The organism is Pseudohalocynthiibacter aestuariivivens (assembly GCF_018457175.1).
GTDB classification, from domain to species: domain Bacteria; phylum Pseudomonadota; class Alphaproteobacteria; order Rhodobacterales; family Rhodobacteraceae; genus Pseudohalocynthiibacter; species Pseudohalocynthiibacter aestuariivivens.
Map to the genome: position 1 here is coordinate 213,254 of NZ_JAGFNU010000005.1, position 17,601 is coordinate 230,854.

The window sequence follows — 17,601 nt, forward strand, 5'->3', positions numbered from 1 at the left end:
ATCGAATGTCGAGCATGATCAACCCGGCTATACTAAAACGCGACCGCCTTTTGGTGCTGGCTGCCTTGGCGACACTGGCCGCCGTTTCTTGGGCGTACACCGTCTATCTGGGCGTTCAGAATGCATCTATGGCCAGCAAGATGGTCATGCCAATGACTGTGGCCTGGTCGCTTGATGACCTAGTATTCATGTTCGTTATGTGGGCCACCATGATGTTTGCCATGATGCTGCCTTCGGTCACACCAACGGTAATGATCTATGGCCGCGTCAGGCAGAAACGCGAAGCTTCCGGCCGCCCGTTTGCGCCCACAATGGCTTTTGTCTCCGGCTATCTAATCGCTTGGGCCGGGTTTTCACTGATTGCTACAATGGTCAATTGGGGCCTGCATGCTGGCGGCGCGATGACGGAAATGATGGGCAGGGTTATTCCGGTGATTGCTGGCGTTCTGCTGATCATCGCCGGGTTGTTCCAATGGACGCCCGCCAAGAATGCCTGTCTGAACCATTGCCGATCACCCATGGGGTTTCTGATACAGAACTGGCGCGATGGTTTCTCAGGAGCTATTCGGATGGGCCTGCACCACGGAGCATATTGCCTGGGCTGCTGCTGGATGCTCATGGTTTTGCTGTTCGTACTTGGTGTCATGAACCTACCTTGGGTAGCCATGTTGACCGTTGTCGTTCTTGCGGAAAAAACCCTGCCATACGGTCGACAAATCAGCCGTATCTTGGGTGTAATTCTTGTTGTGTGGGGGATAGCCCTGATCGCTGGTTGGGAACTAGTTGGGACATAAAAAAGCAATGATAGCGCGCCCAGATCGCAGCAAATGAGCGCGCTGCCATAGCATGGGATTCTCCCGCATGTGCAAAACTTTTCTGTACAGAACGAGGTCAATATGGGCTCGAAGCGGTCACCAGGCGCTTTCAATCAGGTTTCGAAGCAAAATCGGCAGCCCGATGTCCGTTGAGCGGGACGAAGCGGACGCCAACTGCTTTTCTTTGATACGGTCCCGCGCACAAACTACATTTGCTGGGAATACCTCCAAGTGCTAATCATACTTAATGTTCATTGGTCAGCGACGAACGCAAAGTCGGGGGATCGGATTTGATGCCAGAGAAAATGCAAGGTGTTTACCTAACACGGCATGGCGGACCTGACGCTCTGGAATGGCGCGAGGACATCCCCGTCCCTGCTCCAGCCGAAGGTCAGGTACTGGTCAAAGTTTTGGCTGCGGGAGTTAACAATACCGACATAAACACACGAATTGGTTGGTATTCATCCGATGTGGTTGGAGCCACCGAAGATGTCGACGACGGCACCGATGTTGAGGAAGGCGGTTGGGGCGGCGCTGTTGACTTTCCACGTATTCAGGGCGGCGATATTTGTGGCAAGGTTGTCTCATGGGGAAAGGGTGCATCAGAGTTCGAGCTGGGCGCCCGGGTCACATGTCAAATCAACATTCCGCGGCCCACCGCCGAAAACCAATTCGCCTACATTGCGCTCGGCTCCGAAGTTGACGGAGCATTTGCGCAGTATTGCGTTCTTGAACAGGCGGACATTTTCGACGTCAGTTCATCTCCTTTAACCGATGAGGAAATTGCAGCAATTCCATGTGGATTTGGAACGGCGTTCAATTTGTTGTCTCGTTCCGGTGTTGGGGAAGGCCAAAAGGTCTTGGTGACTGGAGCTTCCGGTGTGGTTGGATTGGCGGCAGTCCAGCTTGCCTCGTCGTTAGGGGCATCCGTTAGTGGCATTGCGGCTGAGGAAAAGGTGCCTGCCGTCAAAGGGGCAGGCGCTGAAAGGGTCCTGCCAAGGACTGCAGGACTTCCCCTTGATGAATTTGACGCCGTCGTTGACGTCGTCGGTGGTGCAATTTGGCCCAACCTGATCCGGGCGACGAAGCCAGGTGGGCACTACGCTGTTTCCGGTGCCATCGCTGGGCCGATTGTGGAAGCCGATTTGCGCGACATATATTTGAGGGACATCACTATTCACGGTTGCTCGTTTATGTCTCAGCAAACGTTCTCAGCGTTGATTGAATTGGTGAATTCAGGAGCCATCCGCCCAATAATAGCAAAGACCTATCCGCTGCGAGAAATTGCGAAAGCCCAGTCGGACTTTCAGTCCAAGGAACATGTCGGGAAGCTGATATTGATACCATAGGATCGCATTGGCGCCAGATTAGACGTTGAATTGTTAAATCAGGGGTGTCCGCATTGGGCTCGAAGCGGTCATCAGACGCTTTCAATCAGGTTTCGAAGCAAAATCGTCAGCCCGATGTCCGTTGAGCGGGACAAAGTGAACTTTTGCTGCGGCTGCCTCAATCGCAGCTATCAAAAGTTTGCGTTTGCAGTCAAAAACTGCTCGAGCGGAAAGTGTAAATTCGTTGCAAGGGCGATGGTCCTATGACGGCTTTTCGTTGCGAAGTTCAAAGCAGTTCAGTGAAAAGATAGAAACTCCCAACCCCGACCAACACGGCACCGGTAAGCCGAGAAACTAACAGTCCGTTCGGAACGAGCTTTTCAATCAGAACATAAATGGTAAGCCCGACGATCCAGTAGAGGTTCATGATGCCACCTACAAACAGTAGCGCCATCAAAGCCCAGCAACAGCCGAGGCAATAGGTTCCGTGATGAGCGCCCGTTCTAAACGCGCCGGTGGCACCGGGTCTGATGTGTTTGGACAGAAAATGTGCCGGTGACCGGCAATGTGTTAGGCACGCATGTTTTAGCCCAGTGAACTGATAGGCACCAGCAACGACGAGAATGGTGCCTGCAAAACCACGGGAATTGATTGTCATCATAGCCCCTTCCGATAAAGAGAGAGCTTCAAGACCCCATTGCAAAGCTGCAGCAGCAGCGGAGAAAAACGCCCAGATAATTAAATATCCGCACAGGAACACACTACTAAAAATCGTCGCTTTATCGTTTTCCGGTCCCATGCGTTTTAACGCGGTGAACAAAAGAACCATTGGTGCTGCACTTGGTGTCATCATCGCAATCATCATGACCCACCACATCAATACAATGAGCGAAGCATATGTCAGCGTCCATGGAGTCGTAGTAGCCATAGGCATTGGGTCGCCAATTGTCCGTGCCATCTGTGTCATCTCGATAGCGGACATGTTCATGCCAACGCCCGCAACTGTGTAGACAGCCGCGATTACAACAAGCAAAGCGACCGAACCTAGGACGATCCTTTGGTCGCTTCGGACCAACCTTTCGACTGGTCCGGTCGTTTTTTCTTGATTGGTTCGCATGAGCATTAGCTAGGTGCGTACAACCCCACTACCTGTCAGGTGTAGACTGGCAAGATGTGCATGTGTCGCATTGTTCTTAAGCAGCTCAATGTCGCCGCCAGTTGTTTTTGTCTGACCGCTCGCCATTTCGGCATTCTCGAACTCAAACCCGTTTGGAAGCGTGATGCTGATCCGATGCGGTTCGCCAGTTACAACATGTGCAATAGGTTTTGCAGTAATTTCAAATATACCCCCTACCTTCGCACTACCTGTACGTTCAGCAATATTTAGCTCTGCTGAGATTGGCGCATATAGTGTTTCATGCTTGTTGGGGCACATGGCGCTGAAAACAAACCACATTGTTGCCATCTCGTTAGTATCGCCCCCAGTCATGATGGTTTCGATGGCGGCGCGTTGAGCAGCGTTCGCACGCTCATCAATGATAAGCTGCATATGCCCTTCGCCTTCGTGAATGGCCCCGGGCCATTTGTAGACACCGCCAGCCCGCAAGCCGTCTAGTTTGACGTCACCGTAGTGCCCTTTCTTAATATCATAGACAACAGCAGCTTCGCAGGTTCCATCGGTGGGAAGAACGCTGAATTGGCATGGACAACCGTAGTTGCAATTGCAATTCGCTAACTCTTCGCCTTGGATGCTCCAGTCTTTCATAACAGTACCCCCTGTTCGCTTTTTGAAGGACGGACACAAGGTCCGTCATCGAAAGGTTCGGGCTGAACGAAGTCTGCCACAAATGCATGCTGGATTTCTTACTGACCAGTCAAGAAGCGTTTACTTGTACGGAACAATGCTGAGAATCAAGCTACTATAATAGCAATTAGACATCATTCAGTCTAGTTTTGACCCACCCGTCGGTAGTCCCCTTGAGAGCTGGCTGGTTTCTTTGCGTAAGATGGACTGTGTAGTAGGCCAACTGGCCCGAAGCTATAAAAACGGCGAGAATTCAAACATTTGTACGCAATTTCTAGTGATCGTGCCTACGATTCGGTCGTTATTCGCGTGTGATCAAAGTTTTTAGGTATTCCCGTGTTCCGCCATCCCAAGAGCTGGGATCTTCGCCATGAGCAACAACGGCATGGAGCTCCATCAGTTTCCAAACTTCATCCTCTGTCGCGGCAACAACCTTGCCCGGGCAGTCTTCCATGCCCTCACAATCCCTGCAGGCGTATGAATATGCAGTACTCATCTAGATCTCCTTTTTGGCTTTGAATTGGTCACGTTTTAAAATTCGGGAAATGTTGGAAGGTCATCGGCGAGTTTGATCCAAGGTTGCTGATGGGAAACAAAGACATGGGTCTTGGGCTCCGCAATCGATGGATCATCGAGCGTAGATGCGGTGAACCAAGCGTCCGCGCTCCAGTCCTGACCTTCGACTTCGGTCTCGGCGGTATAAGTCAGTGTTGTACCGCAATCCCCGCAAAATCCCCGCGTGATTCCCAGCGTTTTTTGGAACGTCTTGATCTCGCCTTTGGTCACCGCGAAATCTTTTGCCGCAACCTTGGCCCACGTGACAAAGGCGCCTCCCAGGGCCATTTGACATGAGCGGCAGTGGCAATGACCGGACCATGCAGGCCTGCTGGCGATCTGATAGCGGACGGCGCCGCAATAGCACCCACCGTTAAGTTTTTCCATCGTTTCACACATCCCCAAATTCATTCATAACCAACCAAACTCGTTGCTCCGGAAGCAAGATTTTAGCTACTAATTGGACGAATCCTACGATCATTATTGCCTTAACGATCTTGTCATGCGACTCAATTATCATGAGAACTCATTAGAAAAGCTAACATATGGACTGGATGAACTTACCCCCGTTGAACAGCCTTCGAGCGTTTGCAGCGGTTGCTGAATACGGTGGATAGGGATTTGCTATGTCGACGGAATGGATTTGGGGCAGCAGCAGGTTGCTATGGGCTTTGCTTTGGATTGTCCGAGGTATTCTGGCGGACGGTATGAGGGTGCGGAGAGGAAAGCAGCTTCGGGAAGTTCACTACTTAGTAGAAGCTACGCGCTTCCTGATTATTGCCGTTAAGCTTTTGAACTGCGCCAGATTAAGTGCAATTCTTCGGGGAAAGCCTAAGAGGGAAAATGCATATTTGTAACAAATGCTCGATTTTTTGCTCCGGAACTCCTATCGGTTTTGAACGTCGATACGAGCCAGAGCAATTTCTAGAAGGCTGTCCTTCAAGTATCGTGTGGGTTGAAATCCGCCACATGCAATTTAGTTCAATTTGCCAGAATTTTACTCATTGCGTGGTAATAAATGTGGTAACTTTGTAGAACGCCTATTTTTTATTGTTTTAAATCTTTATTTTAAATAATTACTTATAAGGACACCTCCTCCGCCACCTACAAGGCATTGTTATTAAACATTTTTTGTCGCCTTGATTGCTGTTTAGATTTCCGTCGCTTACGCAAGGTGGGTTTCAAGTGAGACTGAACATTCAGCCCGTCTAAGGCATTGATATCTAACAAATCTCTGCTAGCGGATTCGTGCGGTAGCGGTTTTGCTGGAAAGTGCTGGTTTCAGAGCTCAGCGAAGGCCTGGCGCTGCGCGTCCCAGTTGTCAGGTAACGCGTTGCGTTTGAACCACTCGGACGTGAGAGCAACGGGCTGGGTTCCATCAGCGATGGGCTTAAGAGTGTCCGGGTTGAGAAATGCCAGTCCGATCATCTGCTGGACCCGCCTGGTTGATGTTTTTTCCTGTTTGGCGATGTCAGCGAAGCGCGCACCCTTCTTAATTTTGTCATACCAGTCTCGCGCCTTGAGAATATTACGAATGAGCGTCGGATCATGGCGAATGTCTCCGGCGCCGAGAACCAATCTGGTTTCAACACCGCGCCGCTTTCGTTGGAATGTTGAGACGAGAGTGAGCGCGTCGGTCTCAATCTTTGACGGGCTCACCTTCAACATGCTCGCCAGCGCTGTCGGGTTCAGCTCGATTGTCAACATTCCGGGTGAGATTTTTATGTTTCCGAGGAATGTAACGAGATTGTCGAGGCAGCTTTTTGAAATATCCTTGAGCGTGGCCTGGGCGATTTGGAGATCGGCAGACTCAATTTCGGGTATGAGGCGCAGGACAAATGTCTCATCATTAAGCCTGTCAGCTACCAGAGTTGAGATTACGGTCTCCAGTTCTGATGCCGGCAATCTCCAGGCTCCTGCTTTGTTTGCCTTTGGATTGAGGATAAGTCGTCTTGACACATTGTAGCGGTGTCGCCGTCCCTTCTTGTTGCTGTGGCTGGGGGTAAGCCGATCGCGCGTTTCGTCAAAGAGCTTACCAGCAAGAGGTGAGGATACCCCGCATCCTGATGTCCCACGCTTGCGAGCCGCTCTCGCCTTCAACAGCTCCTGTATTTCATCCCACTCATCAGGCGCGATGATGGCTTGATGCCGGCCATCGTGGATTGTCTCTTTGTGCCGGATCCGCCCTGCATAGATCGGGTTGGTCAGGATTGAATGAACATGACGTTCGACAGGAAGGCGTCGGGCCAATTTTAATAAAATGAGTTAGAGCAACAGGTCATTGCCATCAGGCCAGCTATACCAATCCAAGGTCGCGGGTTTATTGGGAACGAACGGCTGGAATGAGCCGGATTGATCTTTATCAACACTCAGTTGAGGCAGTTTCGCATACTCTCCGTAAACACGTACCGTTAGATGCAATTGGTAACATGATTTCTCGAAACAGGAGCGCACGATGGACCTCGGTTTTTTCATGATTCCGTCGCATCCGCCGGAGAGAGACCCCTACGACTGGGTTCGGCTGCAGACGTGGAGACAATGTTCGGCGAAAGCGTTCCACGCCCCAAATAGGTACAATGCCCGCCAATCCTCACGGAGCTGAGCACGCTATTGGCAACACAAACTTCAAGGGCAATGACGCTTGGCCGTCCCATTTCTGCACCCTGGTGGATTGTATAGTTGCATTGCTCGGTCTGTGTCATGTCGTGTGACGCAAGATAGCCGCCCAAAGCAACCGCTGCCGCTCCTGTAGCCGGATCTTCGTCAATGCCGACGCCTGGGGCAAACATACGAGCAAAAACAGATCCATCCTCTTCAATGGCAAAAATATAGATGTGCGGCGCAGCGCTATCAGCGAGTAGTTTTGACCACTTGTCCTTTTTCAACCGAACTTTAGTAACTGCGGCGCGGCTTGCCAGCGGAATACACAGAAAGGGCACACCTGCAGAGTAAGCCTCGGCCAGCCATCCGTTGTTCACCAGATCATCTCTTACCAGCCCCAACATAACTCCCAACTGAGCCAATTCCAGATCCAAATCAACTTTTACTGGCAAAATCGGGCTTTGAAGCATGATATGCAGTGCCCGATTTCGGTTTGTCATTTCAATTGCGACAGAGCCCGCAGGCACGTCCAGTTCAAATGCTCCGCGCCCGCTATTGCTTAGGCATTGCTCCGCCAATACGAATGCGGCGCCAACGACAGGGTGGCCTGCAAAGGGTAATTCACCATGGGGCGAAAATATACGCGCAGTAAAACCATTGCGTGTTTTACCTGTTATAAAGACGGTTTCGTTGACCTTCAGCTCGCAAGCTATTGCCGCCATCACTTGATCTGGCAAACCGCCCGCGAAGGGAAAAACAGCAAGCTGGTTTCCCCCAAACAGGCGGTCACTAAAGACATCTACAAAAACAAAATCCAATATGTTTGGCATCGGGATCACGAACGTTTCTTAGCGGTGATCTCGATCTCTACCTTTAACCGCGGATCGATTAGGGCTGGAGAAGCAACCGTTGTGTTGGCAGGCTTGGTATTCTTGAATGTTCTGCCAAAAATGGGCGCGACGCGTTCAAAATCATCCATGTCCACAAGGTAGACAATGATGCGCACGGTATCCTCAAGAGATGAACCCGCCTGCTCCAGTGCAGTGGCTGCATTTATGAGGCATTGTTCAGTCTGGTCCAGAACGCTATCGGCAACGGCGCCGGTTCCTGGCTCAAATCCACCTGTGCCAGCAAGAAAAACCCAGTCGCCATCGACGACGGCACGGGAGTATCCGAGGATTTCTTCCCATTTTCCGCCTGATGAAATCAATTCCCTAGCCATGTCTATTCCTTTCGAATATGTAATTTGGGGTTTGTGCATTATTGAAGCGGAGAGAAGCTTGTAGGCAGGTAAAGCGTTGAGAGCATCTCTGTTTTTAGATGTTTAAAACTGTCGATTGGTGGCCAGATTCCATCGTTGATCGCCTGCTTTCGCGTTACTTGCCTGTCCTCAATGCTGGGATAGGGCCAGACGCTAACCATCTTTGGTGCGCCTTCGACAGTATGCAGGACGGTTACCAGTTTAGACCGTTCAGCCCGGATCGGTATGGCTTTGGCCCATGTTTCAAGGGTTGGTGCCAGCCCTCCGGTTTCCATTTCATAGGTCCGGATTTCGTAAAATGGGCCGAAATGGCCTGCGTCAATTTCTGGCACATTGGGAAATGGTGCGCATCGGTCGAGCGTCATGCCGATCAATAGCGAGCCGCAACCAAATGGGTCATTGCTTGTTAGAAGGATCTGCCGTTCCGTGTCGTGGGTTAATTTATCCTGATATCGGCGCAATAAGGCAACTCTGTTGAGTGCGCCAATTTCAGAAATCCAGCAACCAAGCAATTGGCCAAGGTTATGAGGCGAATGCAGGTATTTTTCCAACACTTCAGCAGCCATGGGCGCGGCACTTGTCTTGGTTTGTAAAGTAGCAAATTCATATATGCTCATTGCAGGCTCCATCGCTGTTCCGGGTGCTCTTGGTCTTGGGAATGTTTGGCTGGATTTTTGGCCGCAATCCGGCCGGCAATGTTCCCAAACACAAGTGCCGGGCCGAGGGATATACCACCCGCCGGATAGCGTCCGGCCATGATACTGGACATATCCGAGCCACAGGCGAACAGGCCAGAGATAGGTGTCTCGTTATCGCCTAGAACGCGGGCCTGCTCATCTGTTTTCAACCCGGCAAACGTACCAAGACAACCGGGGTGGATTTTGACTGCGTAAAAGGGTGGTTTTGTGACTGGCGCGACACAGGGGTTGGGAGTGACGGTTGGATCACCCTGTGCGCGATTGATAGCTGCCTGTCCACGACCGAATACAGGATCTTTGCCATTGGCAGCGTTTTCGTGATAGGCAGCTACTGTTTGACAGAATGCCGTGCGATCTATGCCGCAGGCGGCAGCAAGCGCGCCAAGTGTAGGTGCCTGCTTCAGGTAACCGGTGCGAAGATACCGGCCTAATGGGAAGGGGGATGGTTTGGAAAACCCCAGACCGTATTTTCGTTGAAAGCGATGATCGCAGATCAGCCAGGCGGTTGCTTCGCCAAGTGATGGGGTCGCTTTGAACAGACCCTGCATGAAATCAAAATATGGCGCGGCTTCGTTCGTGAAACGTTTGCCGTTTTCGAAGACAGCGAACAAACCGGGCTTGGCCCTGTCTGCGAAATGCGGGAAGGGCCGTTCTGTTCCGTCTGTCCCGGGCACCAGAGACACCGGAACCCAAGCTCCATTGCCGTCTCCATAAGAGGTGATCTGAGCACCAACCGCCAAGGCCAGTTGCACCCCGTCACCTGTGGTTTCTGAAGGCGCAAGTGTCCAATGACCCCGCCCGTTAGATGTATGCCGATAATACTGTCTCCGCATGGGTTCATGCGATGCAAATCCACCGCAGGCCAGGATAACAGCATGGGTCGCACGAACCGGAAACACGCCAGAATCTGTGGTGAGCGTAGCGCCGGTGACTTTGCCATCTTCAAAAGTCAGCGATTGCGCTGCCGTGTTGGTTAACACCTGTACGTCGTGATTGAGTGCCGCTTCGAATAACCCGCCTGCAAGGGCATTTCCATTCGTAAGGGTTAGATTGCGGCCAACCTTCCAAAATTCTACTACGTGCTGCAACAACCGCTTTCCGACATACATAAGTGATGCAAGCGATCGTGTTGCGTTAAAGAAATGGCGCATTTCCAGCCCGGCGGCTGGCATCAATCCGGCCAATGTAAGAACAGGTAGCGGCGCGCGAAGACGGTGTATGTCGCTACCAAGCTTGCGCCCGTCGTAAGGGGCGATAACACGGGAACGCCCACCTGTTGCGGCCCCGGCAAGGTCTGACTGATAGTCCGGTAACGAAGTGTCTGGTAAAAAACGAACCGAAGTATGTTTTTTTAGAAACGCATCCAACTGCCGGGAATTCTCAACAAATGCGTCAATTCTTTTGTTGTCGAACCCGGAACCAATTGACTGTTTCAGATAGGTTTTGGCCCGATTACCATCACCAGACCCGTTGATGCGATCCGCCTCCGATGTACCGGGCAGCCATACCCAACCGCCAGACCATGCAGTTGCACCGCCAACCAGGCTTGCCTTCTCGGCCACAATAACACGCAAGCCTGCTGTTGCTGCCGTGATTGCAGCGGTCAGGCCTGCCGCGCCACTGCCAATAACCAGAACATCACAAAGTGTGGGATGGCTTTCAGGTATGGTCGCCATGGCTGCTTAACAAGTCTGAGACGACATAAAATCAGTGAGATATGCACGTCGATCTGCATTGCCATTCAGAACATGTTCAATCCATGATTTCTGTTCATGCCAGATGATCGCTGTTTCATAGACGCAGGCACGGACTGGTCGTGTGGAGAAATTGAAAACCAGTGGTTCGCTGGTGTCTGAATAAGACAGAAACTGACACCAGACGTCTTCATGCGTCCACCACTGAAACAATAACCAATTTGCAAGCGCTCCCTGATGCAAAACAGCGAAACCGGTCTTATAAAATGACCCTTCCTCGCGCGTTAAGTGCAACAGGCCAAGCACATGGGTCTTTGCCGCCTGAACTAATTCAGGCGCGATTATTGGATCGTCTGGTGCGGTTTGTTTCTGCTGGATACCATAGGCTTTGATTGCCCACTCCTGATCTACCCAGAGGTCAAGCGAGGCCATAGCCCTGGGTTTGTAGGTTGGAAAGTCTGATCGGTGGATACCGGTCGGCCATTGTTCCAGATCTGAGGTGGCCATCGTAAAAACTCCAAGTTGCGTTGTGTATTGATTAAGGTGCTTGCATTCTATAAAATTCACTATCACGGTTGATAATATGGAAAAAAGCGAGTAATTTTCACGAAATACGTGAAAATATCTCACTAATAGAGATGATGAAAAACGTCCCCCCCATGAATGCTGTAAAAGCATTCGAAGCTGTCGTTCGCAGCGGCAACATGGCGCGTGCCTCAGAAGAACTGGGTGTTTCGCCGTCAGCCGTCAGCCATCAGGTAAAATCTCTTGAGACCTGGTTTGACCAGCCGTTGTTTGACCGGCAGGGACGTGATCTGGTTCTTAATGAGGCAGGCCGTCAGTTCTTTGATCTGGTCCGCCCTGCATTCGAGCAGTTACGCATTGCGGCTGATCGGTTGATAGACCCGCCCATAGGGCGTGTGAAAGTTATTGTATGCCCATCACTGGCCTCGATCTGGCTAGCCCCGCGTCTGGACAAGTTTACTGAACAACACAGTGATATCGATATTGAACTGCATTGCCGCAGAGAGACCGTTGATCTGAATGAAACGGATTTTGATTGTGCACTGCGATATTGCGCTACTGTCCCTGACAACCATGTCGGAAATGTCTTGATGACCGAAGATATTTTTCCGGTCTGCTCGCCTGAGCTGGCGGCAGAAGGGCTCGGGACGCTGGATGATCTCAAACATCACACCTTGCTACACGACATTCTGGGGGAGACGGGGGTAGCTGCCTGCAACTGGTCAAGTTGGTTTTCCGAAGTCGGGATGCCTCAGCTTATACCGGGGCGGGGGCATGGGTTCTCTGATAGCAACATCATGTACGAAGCTGCGTGTCGTGGTGTTGGCGTGGCCCTTGGGCGCAGTGTTTTGGTTGCCGATTATATTCGGCGCGGTCGTTTAGTACGCCCATTCGATGTCACGATGCAGTCCAGTTACAGCTGGCACTTCCTTTCCACCCCACAGAAAATTGCCAAACGCCCGCTTATTACATTTCGGGATTGGTTGATAGGGCTCTGTCAGAACAAACCGGCTTGCGACGAATAGTTACGGTTGAATGAGCAAGAGATCCTACGCACGCCACCGCTTTCCGCCGACAATAATCCAACGGGCAGTCTGGCTGTATTTTCGATTTTCGCTGAGCTTTCGAGACATTGAGGAAATGTTGGCCGAACGCGGGATTGATGTCAGTTATGAAACGATCCGCCGATGGGTTTTGAAATTCGGCCCGGCGATTGCTGCCAACATCAGATGCCGCAGGGCTCGGCCTTCGGGAACCTGGCATCTTGATGAAGTGTTCGTTCGCATTGCTGGCAAGCGGACATATCTCTGGCGAGCCGTTGACGATGAAGGTGAAGTTCTTGAAGTCCTCGCTCAATCTCGCCGAAACAAACGCGCGGCCATTAAACTTATGCGGAAACTAATGAAAAAGCAGGAATACATTCCGGGTCAAATCGTCACCGAAAAACTAGGCTCATGTTCGGCTGCCCCGCGTGACTTGGGGTTGTCCCACATCCACGTCGCGGGTGGCAGGTTAAATAATCGAGCCGAGGTCTCACATCAGCCGACGCGCAGACGAGAACCTCAAACGGGGCGGTTCAAATCACCCGGATCAAGGCAGCGTTTTCCGAGGCTTCGATTGACAAGGCAGCCGCCGCAGTTTCTTCCTATCAAGCGTTTCTCGCAGGCAAAGACTTTCGAACGTTTCATTCGGAACAAGCGCGCAGTTTCAAGCGCTGCTTGTCTTCCAAGAAAAATCAACGCACCGGGGCCAAACTCTCGCAAAGCGCAATCAATGGAACCTTGCGCGAGGTGAAAGCTTTCTTCAAATGGCTTGCAGATCAACCTAGCTACAAATGCAGGGTTAAGGCACTCACCACGACTCTCTATGGAGTCGGGACTGCGAATGGCATAGATTGGCTAAATAATTGAACGGCAACTCAACTACCTCCAGTATTCGGAAATATTCAAAGTGACAATTTACCTTATTCGACACGCTCAATCGGCCTTCAATGCGGTTTACGATCCAAACAAGCCGGATCCCATGATATTCGATGCACCGATCACAACGCTCGGAGAATCTCAGGCTCAGCAGGCTCGGACCGAAATCAATCAACTTGATCTTGTAAACGTCATTGTTTCGCCGTTCACCAGAACACTGCAAACGGCCCATTTGATTTTTGGAAGCAAGCTACCGTTTCAGATCAATGCCACGGTCCGGGAGCAACTCTGCAACAGCTGCGATGTTGGAAGTCCGCCACACGAACTTGCTAAAGATTACCCTCATCTTGATTTTGATCATCTAGATGATTGCTGGTGGCATGACGGAGAAAAAGACCACAGAGGAATCTCAGTCGAACCCCATGAGACCTTGCAGGAAAGAGCGAACGGGTTTGCCGAGTTTCTCAAGCGCAAACGTATCCACTCCACAGCAATCGTCTCTCATGGTAACTTCATTCACGCGTTGACCGGAATCCAACCCAAAAACTGTGAAGTGATAGAATTCGACCCTCGCTAGGGCCAGGGGCATTCATATCATTGGTGCGGAATGGCGGCTTAGGGCATTGGCAAGTTTGTCCCGCTCAGATGACCTTTAGCTAGATCGCGGCGAATGACTTCTTGGAGCCCATTAGAACAAATGCTGCAGTGTCGACGAACGACTGCTTCACGGATCTTCTGATCCTTGGTTACCTTTAAAGCTGGAGCTTGATATCGACGACTCGCATACAGCAAGAAACTTGTTTATCAACTCTGAGCGAATAGCTTTGCGACTACAGGCGATCACGACCTTGTAGTGACCGATGTCCTCCCTGATCGGTCGCGCGACAACTGGATCACCTTCGATTGTATGGTTTTGTTTTGGCGGGAAGCCTACGAGAGTAAACCCAAGACCCTTCCCGACGTAGGCCTGAACCAACTCTCGCGACTGAGATTGAAACGGCACTTCTGGATGCACGCCTGCGGCTTGCAACAATTGTAGATAACTCGGGCCGGGACCTGCGGGAGAAACCGCGATGTAGGGTAAGCCAGCCAGATCGGCCAGCCTTATCCGAATTTTCACCGCCAACTCGTGCGCCGCCGATAACAGGACCATGGGTGGCAGCTTCGTGAGCACTTCGATTTCGTGGCGTGAAGAATCGAAACCTTGGTCGAAAACGACCAGCGCATCTATCTCCCCGGCGTCCAGCGCTTCGATCAGCTTTGGATAATCGGCTTCCATCACTTCAATCCGAACACCGGGATGGCTTTCGCGGAAGGCAAGGACCGCAGGCAGGACGATCTTTTGCGCTAGTGCGTGATGGGTTCCGATGTGGATCGCGCCCGTTCGCCCTGCCGTCAGGTCCTCCGCATGCCGGTCAAGTGCTCCGGCCTGGGACATAAGAGCGGATGCTTGTGCCGCGAATTCTTTTCCTGCGCGGGTGAGGCGCATGCCCTGCGCTGGAAACCGGTCAAACAGGGTCAGCCCGGTTGCGGCTTCAAGCTTGTCGATCGCTGCAGCAATGGCCGCCGCCGAGACATTCAGGTGTCGGGCGGCTTGGGCTATTCCGCCGCGCTGCGCAGTTTCTGTCAGATAGGTCAGCTGGCGAAGGGTAAATCGAACCATCAAATAAATCTTTCTTTGAAGAAAATTAAAACAGTTATTCTACGTTTTAGACAAGGTATATGATGGCGCCAGAACATAGCGGAGGGTGATATGGACATTTTACCACTGACCGGTGGGTTAGGAGCGGAGATATTGGGCGCGGACATTTGCCGCAGCGCGGATTTCGAAGCGATCCAAGACGCATTCGCAAAATACTCGGTGATTGTTCTGAGAGGGCAAGATGCAGGGCCAAAGGACCACCTCGCATTAGCGCGGCGCTTTGGCGCAGTTAATGTCAACAGGTTCTTCAAACCGGTGGAAGGGCATCCCGAAATCGCCACGGTCTTGAAAGAAAAAGATCAGACAGACGCCGTGGGTGAGGGCTGGCATACAGATCATTCCTATGATCAAGAACCGGCATTGGGATCTATTCTTCATGCCATCGAAGTGCCGCCTTTTGGTGGCGATACGCTGTTTGTGTCGATGGGAGCCGCCTATGAGACTCTGTCTGCGCCCATGCGCCAGTTTCTGGACGGGCTGACGGCAGTGCATTCGTCGCGCCATGTATTCGGCGCAGCTGCGATGGACAGCGAGGCGGTCAAAAGCGGACGGCTGGGAAACGCTGACGCTGCGACGCAGGACGTGCGTCACCCCGTTGTCATAACTCACCCATTAAGCGGGCGGCGTGGGCTGTTCGTGAACCCTGTGTTCACCACCCATATCGAAGGGCTGAGCGATACCGAATCCGACGCAGTGTTGGAGATGCTTTACACCCATTGCCAGCAGCCTGAGTTTCAGTGTCGCGTGCGATGGCAGGCCGGAGACATTACCATGTGGGACAACCGCGCAACCTGGCACAAGGCGATCAATGACTATCACGGGTTCCGCCGCCTGATGCACCGCGTCACCGTCGAAGGTGTTCCGCTCTCATAGCCACTTTGTCTCGAAAGCTCTGCCATGTCTGATACCACCACTATCGCCAAGACGTCACGGCCCAATGTCATCCTCATTCTGGCTGATGATATGGGCTTTGCAGATCTGGGCTGTACTGGATCAGAAATTCGCACTCCGAATATCGATGCTCTAGCACAGGGCGGGGTAATGCTCTCGGCGATGTATAACTGCGCCCGCTGCTGTCCGACGCGCGCCTCGCTTCTGACTGGACTTTACCCGCATAATGCTGGCGTTGGGCATATGGGCGCGAATTTGGGCGCACCTGCCTATCAGGGTTTTCTGCGCAATGACAGCGCAACGATTGCGGAACACCTCAGGGCCAGCGGCTATGCGACGCTAATGTCCGGGAAATGGCATGTGGCAGGTGATTTCGAAGCCCGCAACGTGGACAGTTGGCGGGTTGGCGACGTCGAACATCCCACCCCGCGCCAGCGCGGTTTTGACCGCTTCTACGGGATAATGGACGGCGCGACGCATTTCTTTTCACCGCATTACATGTTGGAAGATGACAGTCGGGTCGAAACCGTCCCCGATGATTTCTACTTCACCGATGCGATCACCGATAAGGCCATCGGTATGATCGAAGGCGCGGTTGCCGATGAAAAGCCGTTCTTTTTGTACCTTGCCCACACCGCACCGCACTGGCCACTCCACGCCCATCCCGAAGACATCGCGAGGTATGATGGGGTTTATTCCAAGGGCTGGGACCACACCCGCACCGCCCGCCACGAAACGATGAATGGCAATGGTGTGTTTCAGCGCAACTGGGATATCTCGCCGCGTGACAGCTCTGTGCATGGTTGGGCGCAGGAGGGGAACAAGGACTGGGAGGCCAGCAAAATGGCCACCTATGCGGCGATGGTCGACTGCATGGACCAATCAATCGGAACGCTCATTGCCGCGTTGAAACGTCTGGGACAGTTCGAAAACACGATGATCATGTTCCTGTCCGACAACGGTGGCTGCGCCGAATTTATGGCCGAGGATGGCTGGGCGAAATTCTATCCCGACCAAACACATGACGGGAAACAGATCACCATGGGCAATGTCACAGGCCTGCGGCCCGGTGGTGCCCGGTCCTTCCAGAGCTATGACAAGCCTTGGGCCAATGTTTCGAACGCTCCCTTCCGGCTCTATAAGCATTACGTACATGAGGGCGGCATCTCGACCCCGCTTGTCGTGCATTGGCCTGATGGGTTTGAGGCGCGCACCACCGCCCATGCCCCCTGCCATGTTGTGGATGTTCTGCCGACCATTCTTGAGGTCACCGGTGCCCCCTACCAGACCGAAGTGGGGGGGCATGAAATCCAACCCCTGCAGGGTGAATCTCTGCTTAAGCTGTTTCAGGGCGAGGACTGGCAGCGCGAACAACCAATCTTTTGGGAGCATGAAGGCAATGCCGCCATCCGGTTGGGGCAATTCAAGCTTGTACGCCTACACGACCAGCCATGGGAGCTTTATGACATTGAGGCAGATCGCACTGAGCTGTACGATCTCGCGGGGTGCAACCTGACGCTTGAAAGGGATCTGATACGACAGTACCAAACATGGGGCAAACGCGTGGGCGTCATGAACTGGAACGAAGCCCTCCCCAAACTACTTCAGGCGTGGAAGATGCAAACACCTGACGGATAACCTGAGGTTCTAGCCGCTGTTCATGACAATCGTGCTAAAGGCCGCTCTGTCCCGCCGAGCAGTCATTGGTCGTTCTATGTGCCAATGTCAGCTAAACGGACAAACCGGACCTGTGCGAAAGCCGCTAGTGCTTACGCAGAAAGACTTCGCAAGCGCAGCGATGAATTTTC

General features: G+C 52.3%; 17 protein-coding genes and 2 pseudogenes. 7 read left to right on the forward strand and 12 right to left on the reverse strand.

The window, feature by feature from the left end; genetic code table 11:
* Nucleotides 1-5 precede the first annotated feature (5 nt).
* Together J4E70_RS09885 and J4E70_RS09890 are read left to right on the forward strand one after the other, a co-directional pair.
* Complete coding sequence (locus tag J4E70_RS09885) at nt 6-794, forward strand: DUF2182 domain-containing protein (protein WP_213888962.1); 789 nt, start codon at nt 6-8, stop codon at nt 792-794.
* Between the two features lie 314 nt (nt 795-1,108).
* A complete protein-coding gene (locus J4E70_RS09890; RefSeq protein ID WP_213888964.1) occupies nt 1,109-2,164 on the forward strand; it encodes a zinc-binding dehydrogenase in 1,056 nt (351 codons plus the stop codon).
* 265 nt (nt 2,165-2,429) lie between these two features.
* Here J4E70_RS09890 and J4E70_RS09895 read toward each other — a convergent pair whose 3' ends face one another.
* The 11 genes and pseudogenes from J4E70_RS09895 to J4E70_RS09940 all read right to left on the reverse strand — a co-directional run bounded on the left by J4E70_RS09895 (nt 2,430) and on the right by J4E70_RS09940 (nt 11,263).
* Nucleotides 2,430-3,260, reverse strand: a complete 831-nt coding sequence (locus J4E70_RS09895) for a DUF2182 domain-containing protein (RefSeq protein WP_213888966.1) — start codon at nt 3,258-3,260, stop codon at nt 2,430-2,432.
* 9 nt (nt 3,261-3,269) lie between these two features.
* Nucleotides 3,270-3,908, reverse strand: a complete 639-nt coding sequence (locus J4E70_RS09900; RefSeq protein WP_213888968.1) for a DUF1326 domain-containing protein — start codon at nt 3,906-3,908, stop codon at nt 3,270-3,272.
* A gap of 340 nt (nt 3,909-4,248) precedes the next feature.
* Nucleotides 4,249-4,443, reverse strand: coding sequence for a DUF1059 domain-containing protein (locus J4E70_RS09905; RefSeq protein ID WP_213888969.1), 195 nt, complete (start codon nt 4,441-4,443; stop codon nt 4,249-4,251).
* Nucleotides 4,444-4,478: 35 nt separating this feature from the next.
* Nucleotides 4,479-4,889 carry a GFA family protein gene (locus J4E70_RS09910; protein WP_213888970.1) on the reverse strand — a complete coding sequence of 137 codons (411 nt, stop codon included), beginning with the start codon at nt 4,887-4,889 and terminating at the stop codon, nt 4,479-4,481.
* 894 nt (nt 4,890-5,783) lie between these two features.
* Nucleotides 5,784-6,407: a hypothetical protein gene (locus tag J4E70_RS19320; protein ID WP_246531687.1), complete on the reverse strand. Its 624-nt coding sequence runs from the start codon at nt 6,405-6,407 to the stop codon at nt 5,784-5,786.
* A gap of 198 nt (nt 6,408-6,605) precedes the next feature.
* Nucleotides 6,606-6,752 (reverse strand): annotated as a pseudogene (locus J4E70_RS19710) (recombinase family protein); the annotation flags it as partial.
* Between the two features lie 221 nt (nt 6,753-6,973).
* Complete coding sequence (locus J4E70_RS09920) at nt 6,974-7,933, reverse strand: PhzF family phenazine biosynthesis protein (protein ID WP_246531700.1); 960 nt, start codon at nt 7,931-7,933, stop codon at nt 6,974-6,976.
* A 5-nt stretch (nt 7,934-7,938) separates the two neighbouring features.
* On the reverse strand, nt 7,939-8,325 hold the full coding sequence (locus J4E70_RS09925) for a RidA family protein (protein WP_213888974.1): 387 nt from the start codon (nt 8,323-8,325) through the stop codon (nt 7,939-7,941).
* A gap of 38 nt (nt 8,326-8,363) precedes the next feature.
* Nucleotides 8,364-8,981 carry an NIPSNAP family protein gene (locus tag J4E70_RS09930; protein WP_213888976.1) on the reverse strand — a complete coding sequence of 206 codons (618 nt, stop codon included), beginning with the start codon at nt 8,979-8,981 and terminating at the stop codon, nt 8,364-8,366.
* Nucleotides 8,978-10,738 carry an FAD-dependent oxidoreductase gene (locus tag J4E70_RS09935; RefSeq protein WP_213888978.1) on the reverse strand — a complete coding sequence of 587 codons (1,761 nt, stop codon included), beginning with the start codon at nt 10,736-10,738 and terminating at the stop codon, nt 8,978-8,980. The genes J4E70_RS09930 and J4E70_RS09935 overlap by 4 nt, the downstream gene beginning before the upstream one ends.
* Before the next feature lie 6 nt (nt 10,739-10,744).
* The gene (locus J4E70_RS09940) at nt 10,745-11,263 is read right to left on the reverse strand and encodes a hypothetical protein (RefSeq protein ID WP_213888979.1); all 519 of its coding nucleotides are present in this window, start codon (nt 11,261-11,263) and stop codon (nt 10,745-10,747) included.
* A gap of 152 nt (nt 11,264-11,415) precedes the next feature.
* On the opposite strand from J4E70_RS09940, the gene J4E70_RS09945 reads away from it, so the two are divergent.
* From J4E70_RS09945 to J4E70_RS09955, 3 genes and pseudogenes are all read left to right on the forward strand, one after another.
* On the forward strand, nt 11,416-12,306 hold the full coding sequence (locus J4E70_RS09945) for a LysR substrate-binding domain-containing protein (protein WP_213888980.1): 891 nt from the start codon (nt 11,416-11,418) through the stop codon (nt 12,304-12,306).
* A gap of 10 nt (nt 12,307-12,316) precedes the next feature.
* Nucleotides 12,317-12,886: pseudogene (locus J4E70_RS09950) on the forward strand (IS6 family transposase); the annotation flags it as partial.
* 345 nt (nt 12,887-13,231) lie between these two features.
* Nucleotides 13,232-13,777 (forward strand): histidine phosphatase family protein, encoded by a 546-nt coding sequence (locus J4E70_RS09955; RefSeq protein ID WP_213888983.1) that lies wholly within the window; start codon nt 13,232-13,234, stop codon nt 13,775-13,777.
* 147 nt (nt 13,778-13,924) lie between these two features.
* On the opposite strand, the gene J4E70_RS09960 is transcribed toward J4E70_RS09955, so the two are convergent.
* The gene (locus J4E70_RS09960) at nt 13,925-14,863 is read right to left on the reverse strand and encodes a LysR family transcriptional regulator (protein WP_213888984.1); all 939 of its coding nucleotides are present in this window, start codon (nt 14,861-14,863) and stop codon (nt 13,925-13,927) included.
* A 90-nt stretch (nt 14,864-14,953) separates the two neighbouring features.
* Here J4E70_RS09960 and J4E70_RS09965 point away from each other — a divergent pair, with 90 nt between their 5' ends.
* Nucleotides 14,954-15,775: a TauD/TfdA dioxygenase family protein gene (locus J4E70_RS09965; protein WP_213888988.1), complete on the forward strand. Its 822-nt coding sequence runs from the start codon at nt 14,954-14,956 to the stop codon at nt 15,773-15,775.
* A gap of 24 nt (nt 15,776-15,799) precedes the next feature.
* Complete coding sequence (locus J4E70_RS09970; RefSeq protein ID WP_213888990.1) at nt 15,800-17,431, forward strand: arylsulfatase; 1,632 nt, start codon at nt 15,800-15,802, stop codon at nt 17,429-17,431.
* Nucleotides 17,432-17,601: the final 170 nt, after the last annotated feature.

What these genes read in the sequence shown, in the direction of transcription:
- J4E70_RS09970 (WP_213888990.1), top strand. Translation starts at nt 15,800, where the DNA reads ATGTCTGATACCACCACTATCGCCAAGACGTCACGGCCCAATGTCATC.
- J4E70_RS09920 (WP_246531700.1), bottom strand. Translation starts at nt 7,933, where the DNA reads ATGCCAAACATATTGGATTTTGTTTTTGTAGATGTCTTTAGTGACCGC.
- J4E70_RS09900 (WP_213888968.1), bottom strand. Translation starts at nt 3,908, where the DNA reads ATGAAAGACTGGAGCATCCAAGGCGAAGAGTTAGCGAATTGCAATTGC.
- J4E70_RS09895 (WP_213888966.1), bottom strand. Translation starts at nt 3,260, where the DNA reads ATGCGAACCAATCAAGAAAAAACGACCGGACCAGTCGAAAGGTTGGTC.
- J4E70_RS09945 (WP_213888980.1), top strand. Translation starts at nt 11,416, where the DNA reads ATGAATGCTGTAAAAGCATTCGAAGCTGTCGTTCGCAGCGGCAACATG.
- J4E70_RS09925 (WP_213888974.1), bottom strand. Translation starts at nt 8,325, where the DNA reads ATGGCTAGGGAATTGATTTCATCAGGCGGAAAATGGGAAGAAATCCTC.
- J4E70_RS09890 (WP_213888964.1), top strand. Translation starts at nt 1,109, where the DNA reads ATGCCAGAGAAAATGCAAGGTGTTTACCTAACACGGCATGGCGGACCT.
- J4E70_RS09935 (WP_213888978.1), bottom strand. Translation starts at nt 10,738, where the DNA reads ATGGCGACCATACCTGAAAGCCATCCCACACTTTGTGATGTTCTGGTT.
- J4E70_RS09965 (WP_213888988.1), top strand. Translation starts at nt 14,954, where the DNA reads ATGGACATTTTACCACTGACCGGTGGGTTAGGAGCGGAGATATTGGGC.
- J4E70_RS09905 (WP_213888969.1), bottom strand. Translation starts at nt 4,443, where the DNA reads ATGAGTACTGCATATTCATACGCCTGCAGGGATTGTGAGGGCATGGAA.
- J4E70_RS09910 (WP_213888970.1), bottom strand. Translation starts at nt 4,889, where the DNA reads ATGGAAAAACTTAACGGTGGGTGCTATTGCGGCGCCGTCCGCTATCAG.
- J4E70_RS09930 (WP_213888976.1), bottom strand. Translation starts at nt 8,981, where the DNA reads ATGAGCATATATGAATTTGCTACTTTACAAACCAAGACAAGTGCCGCG.
- J4E70_RS09960 (WP_213888984.1), bottom strand. Translation starts at nt 14,863, where the DNA reads ATGGTTCGATTTACCCTTCGCCAGCTGACCTATCTGACAGAAACTGCG.
- J4E70_RS09940 (WP_213888979.1), bottom strand. Translation starts at nt 11,263, where the DNA reads ATGGCCACCTCAGATCTGGAACAATGGCCGACCGGTATCCACCGATCA.
- J4E70_RS09885 (WP_213888962.1), top strand. Translation starts at nt 6, where the DNA reads ATGTCGAGCATGATCAACCCGGCTATACTAAAACGCGACCGCCTTTTG.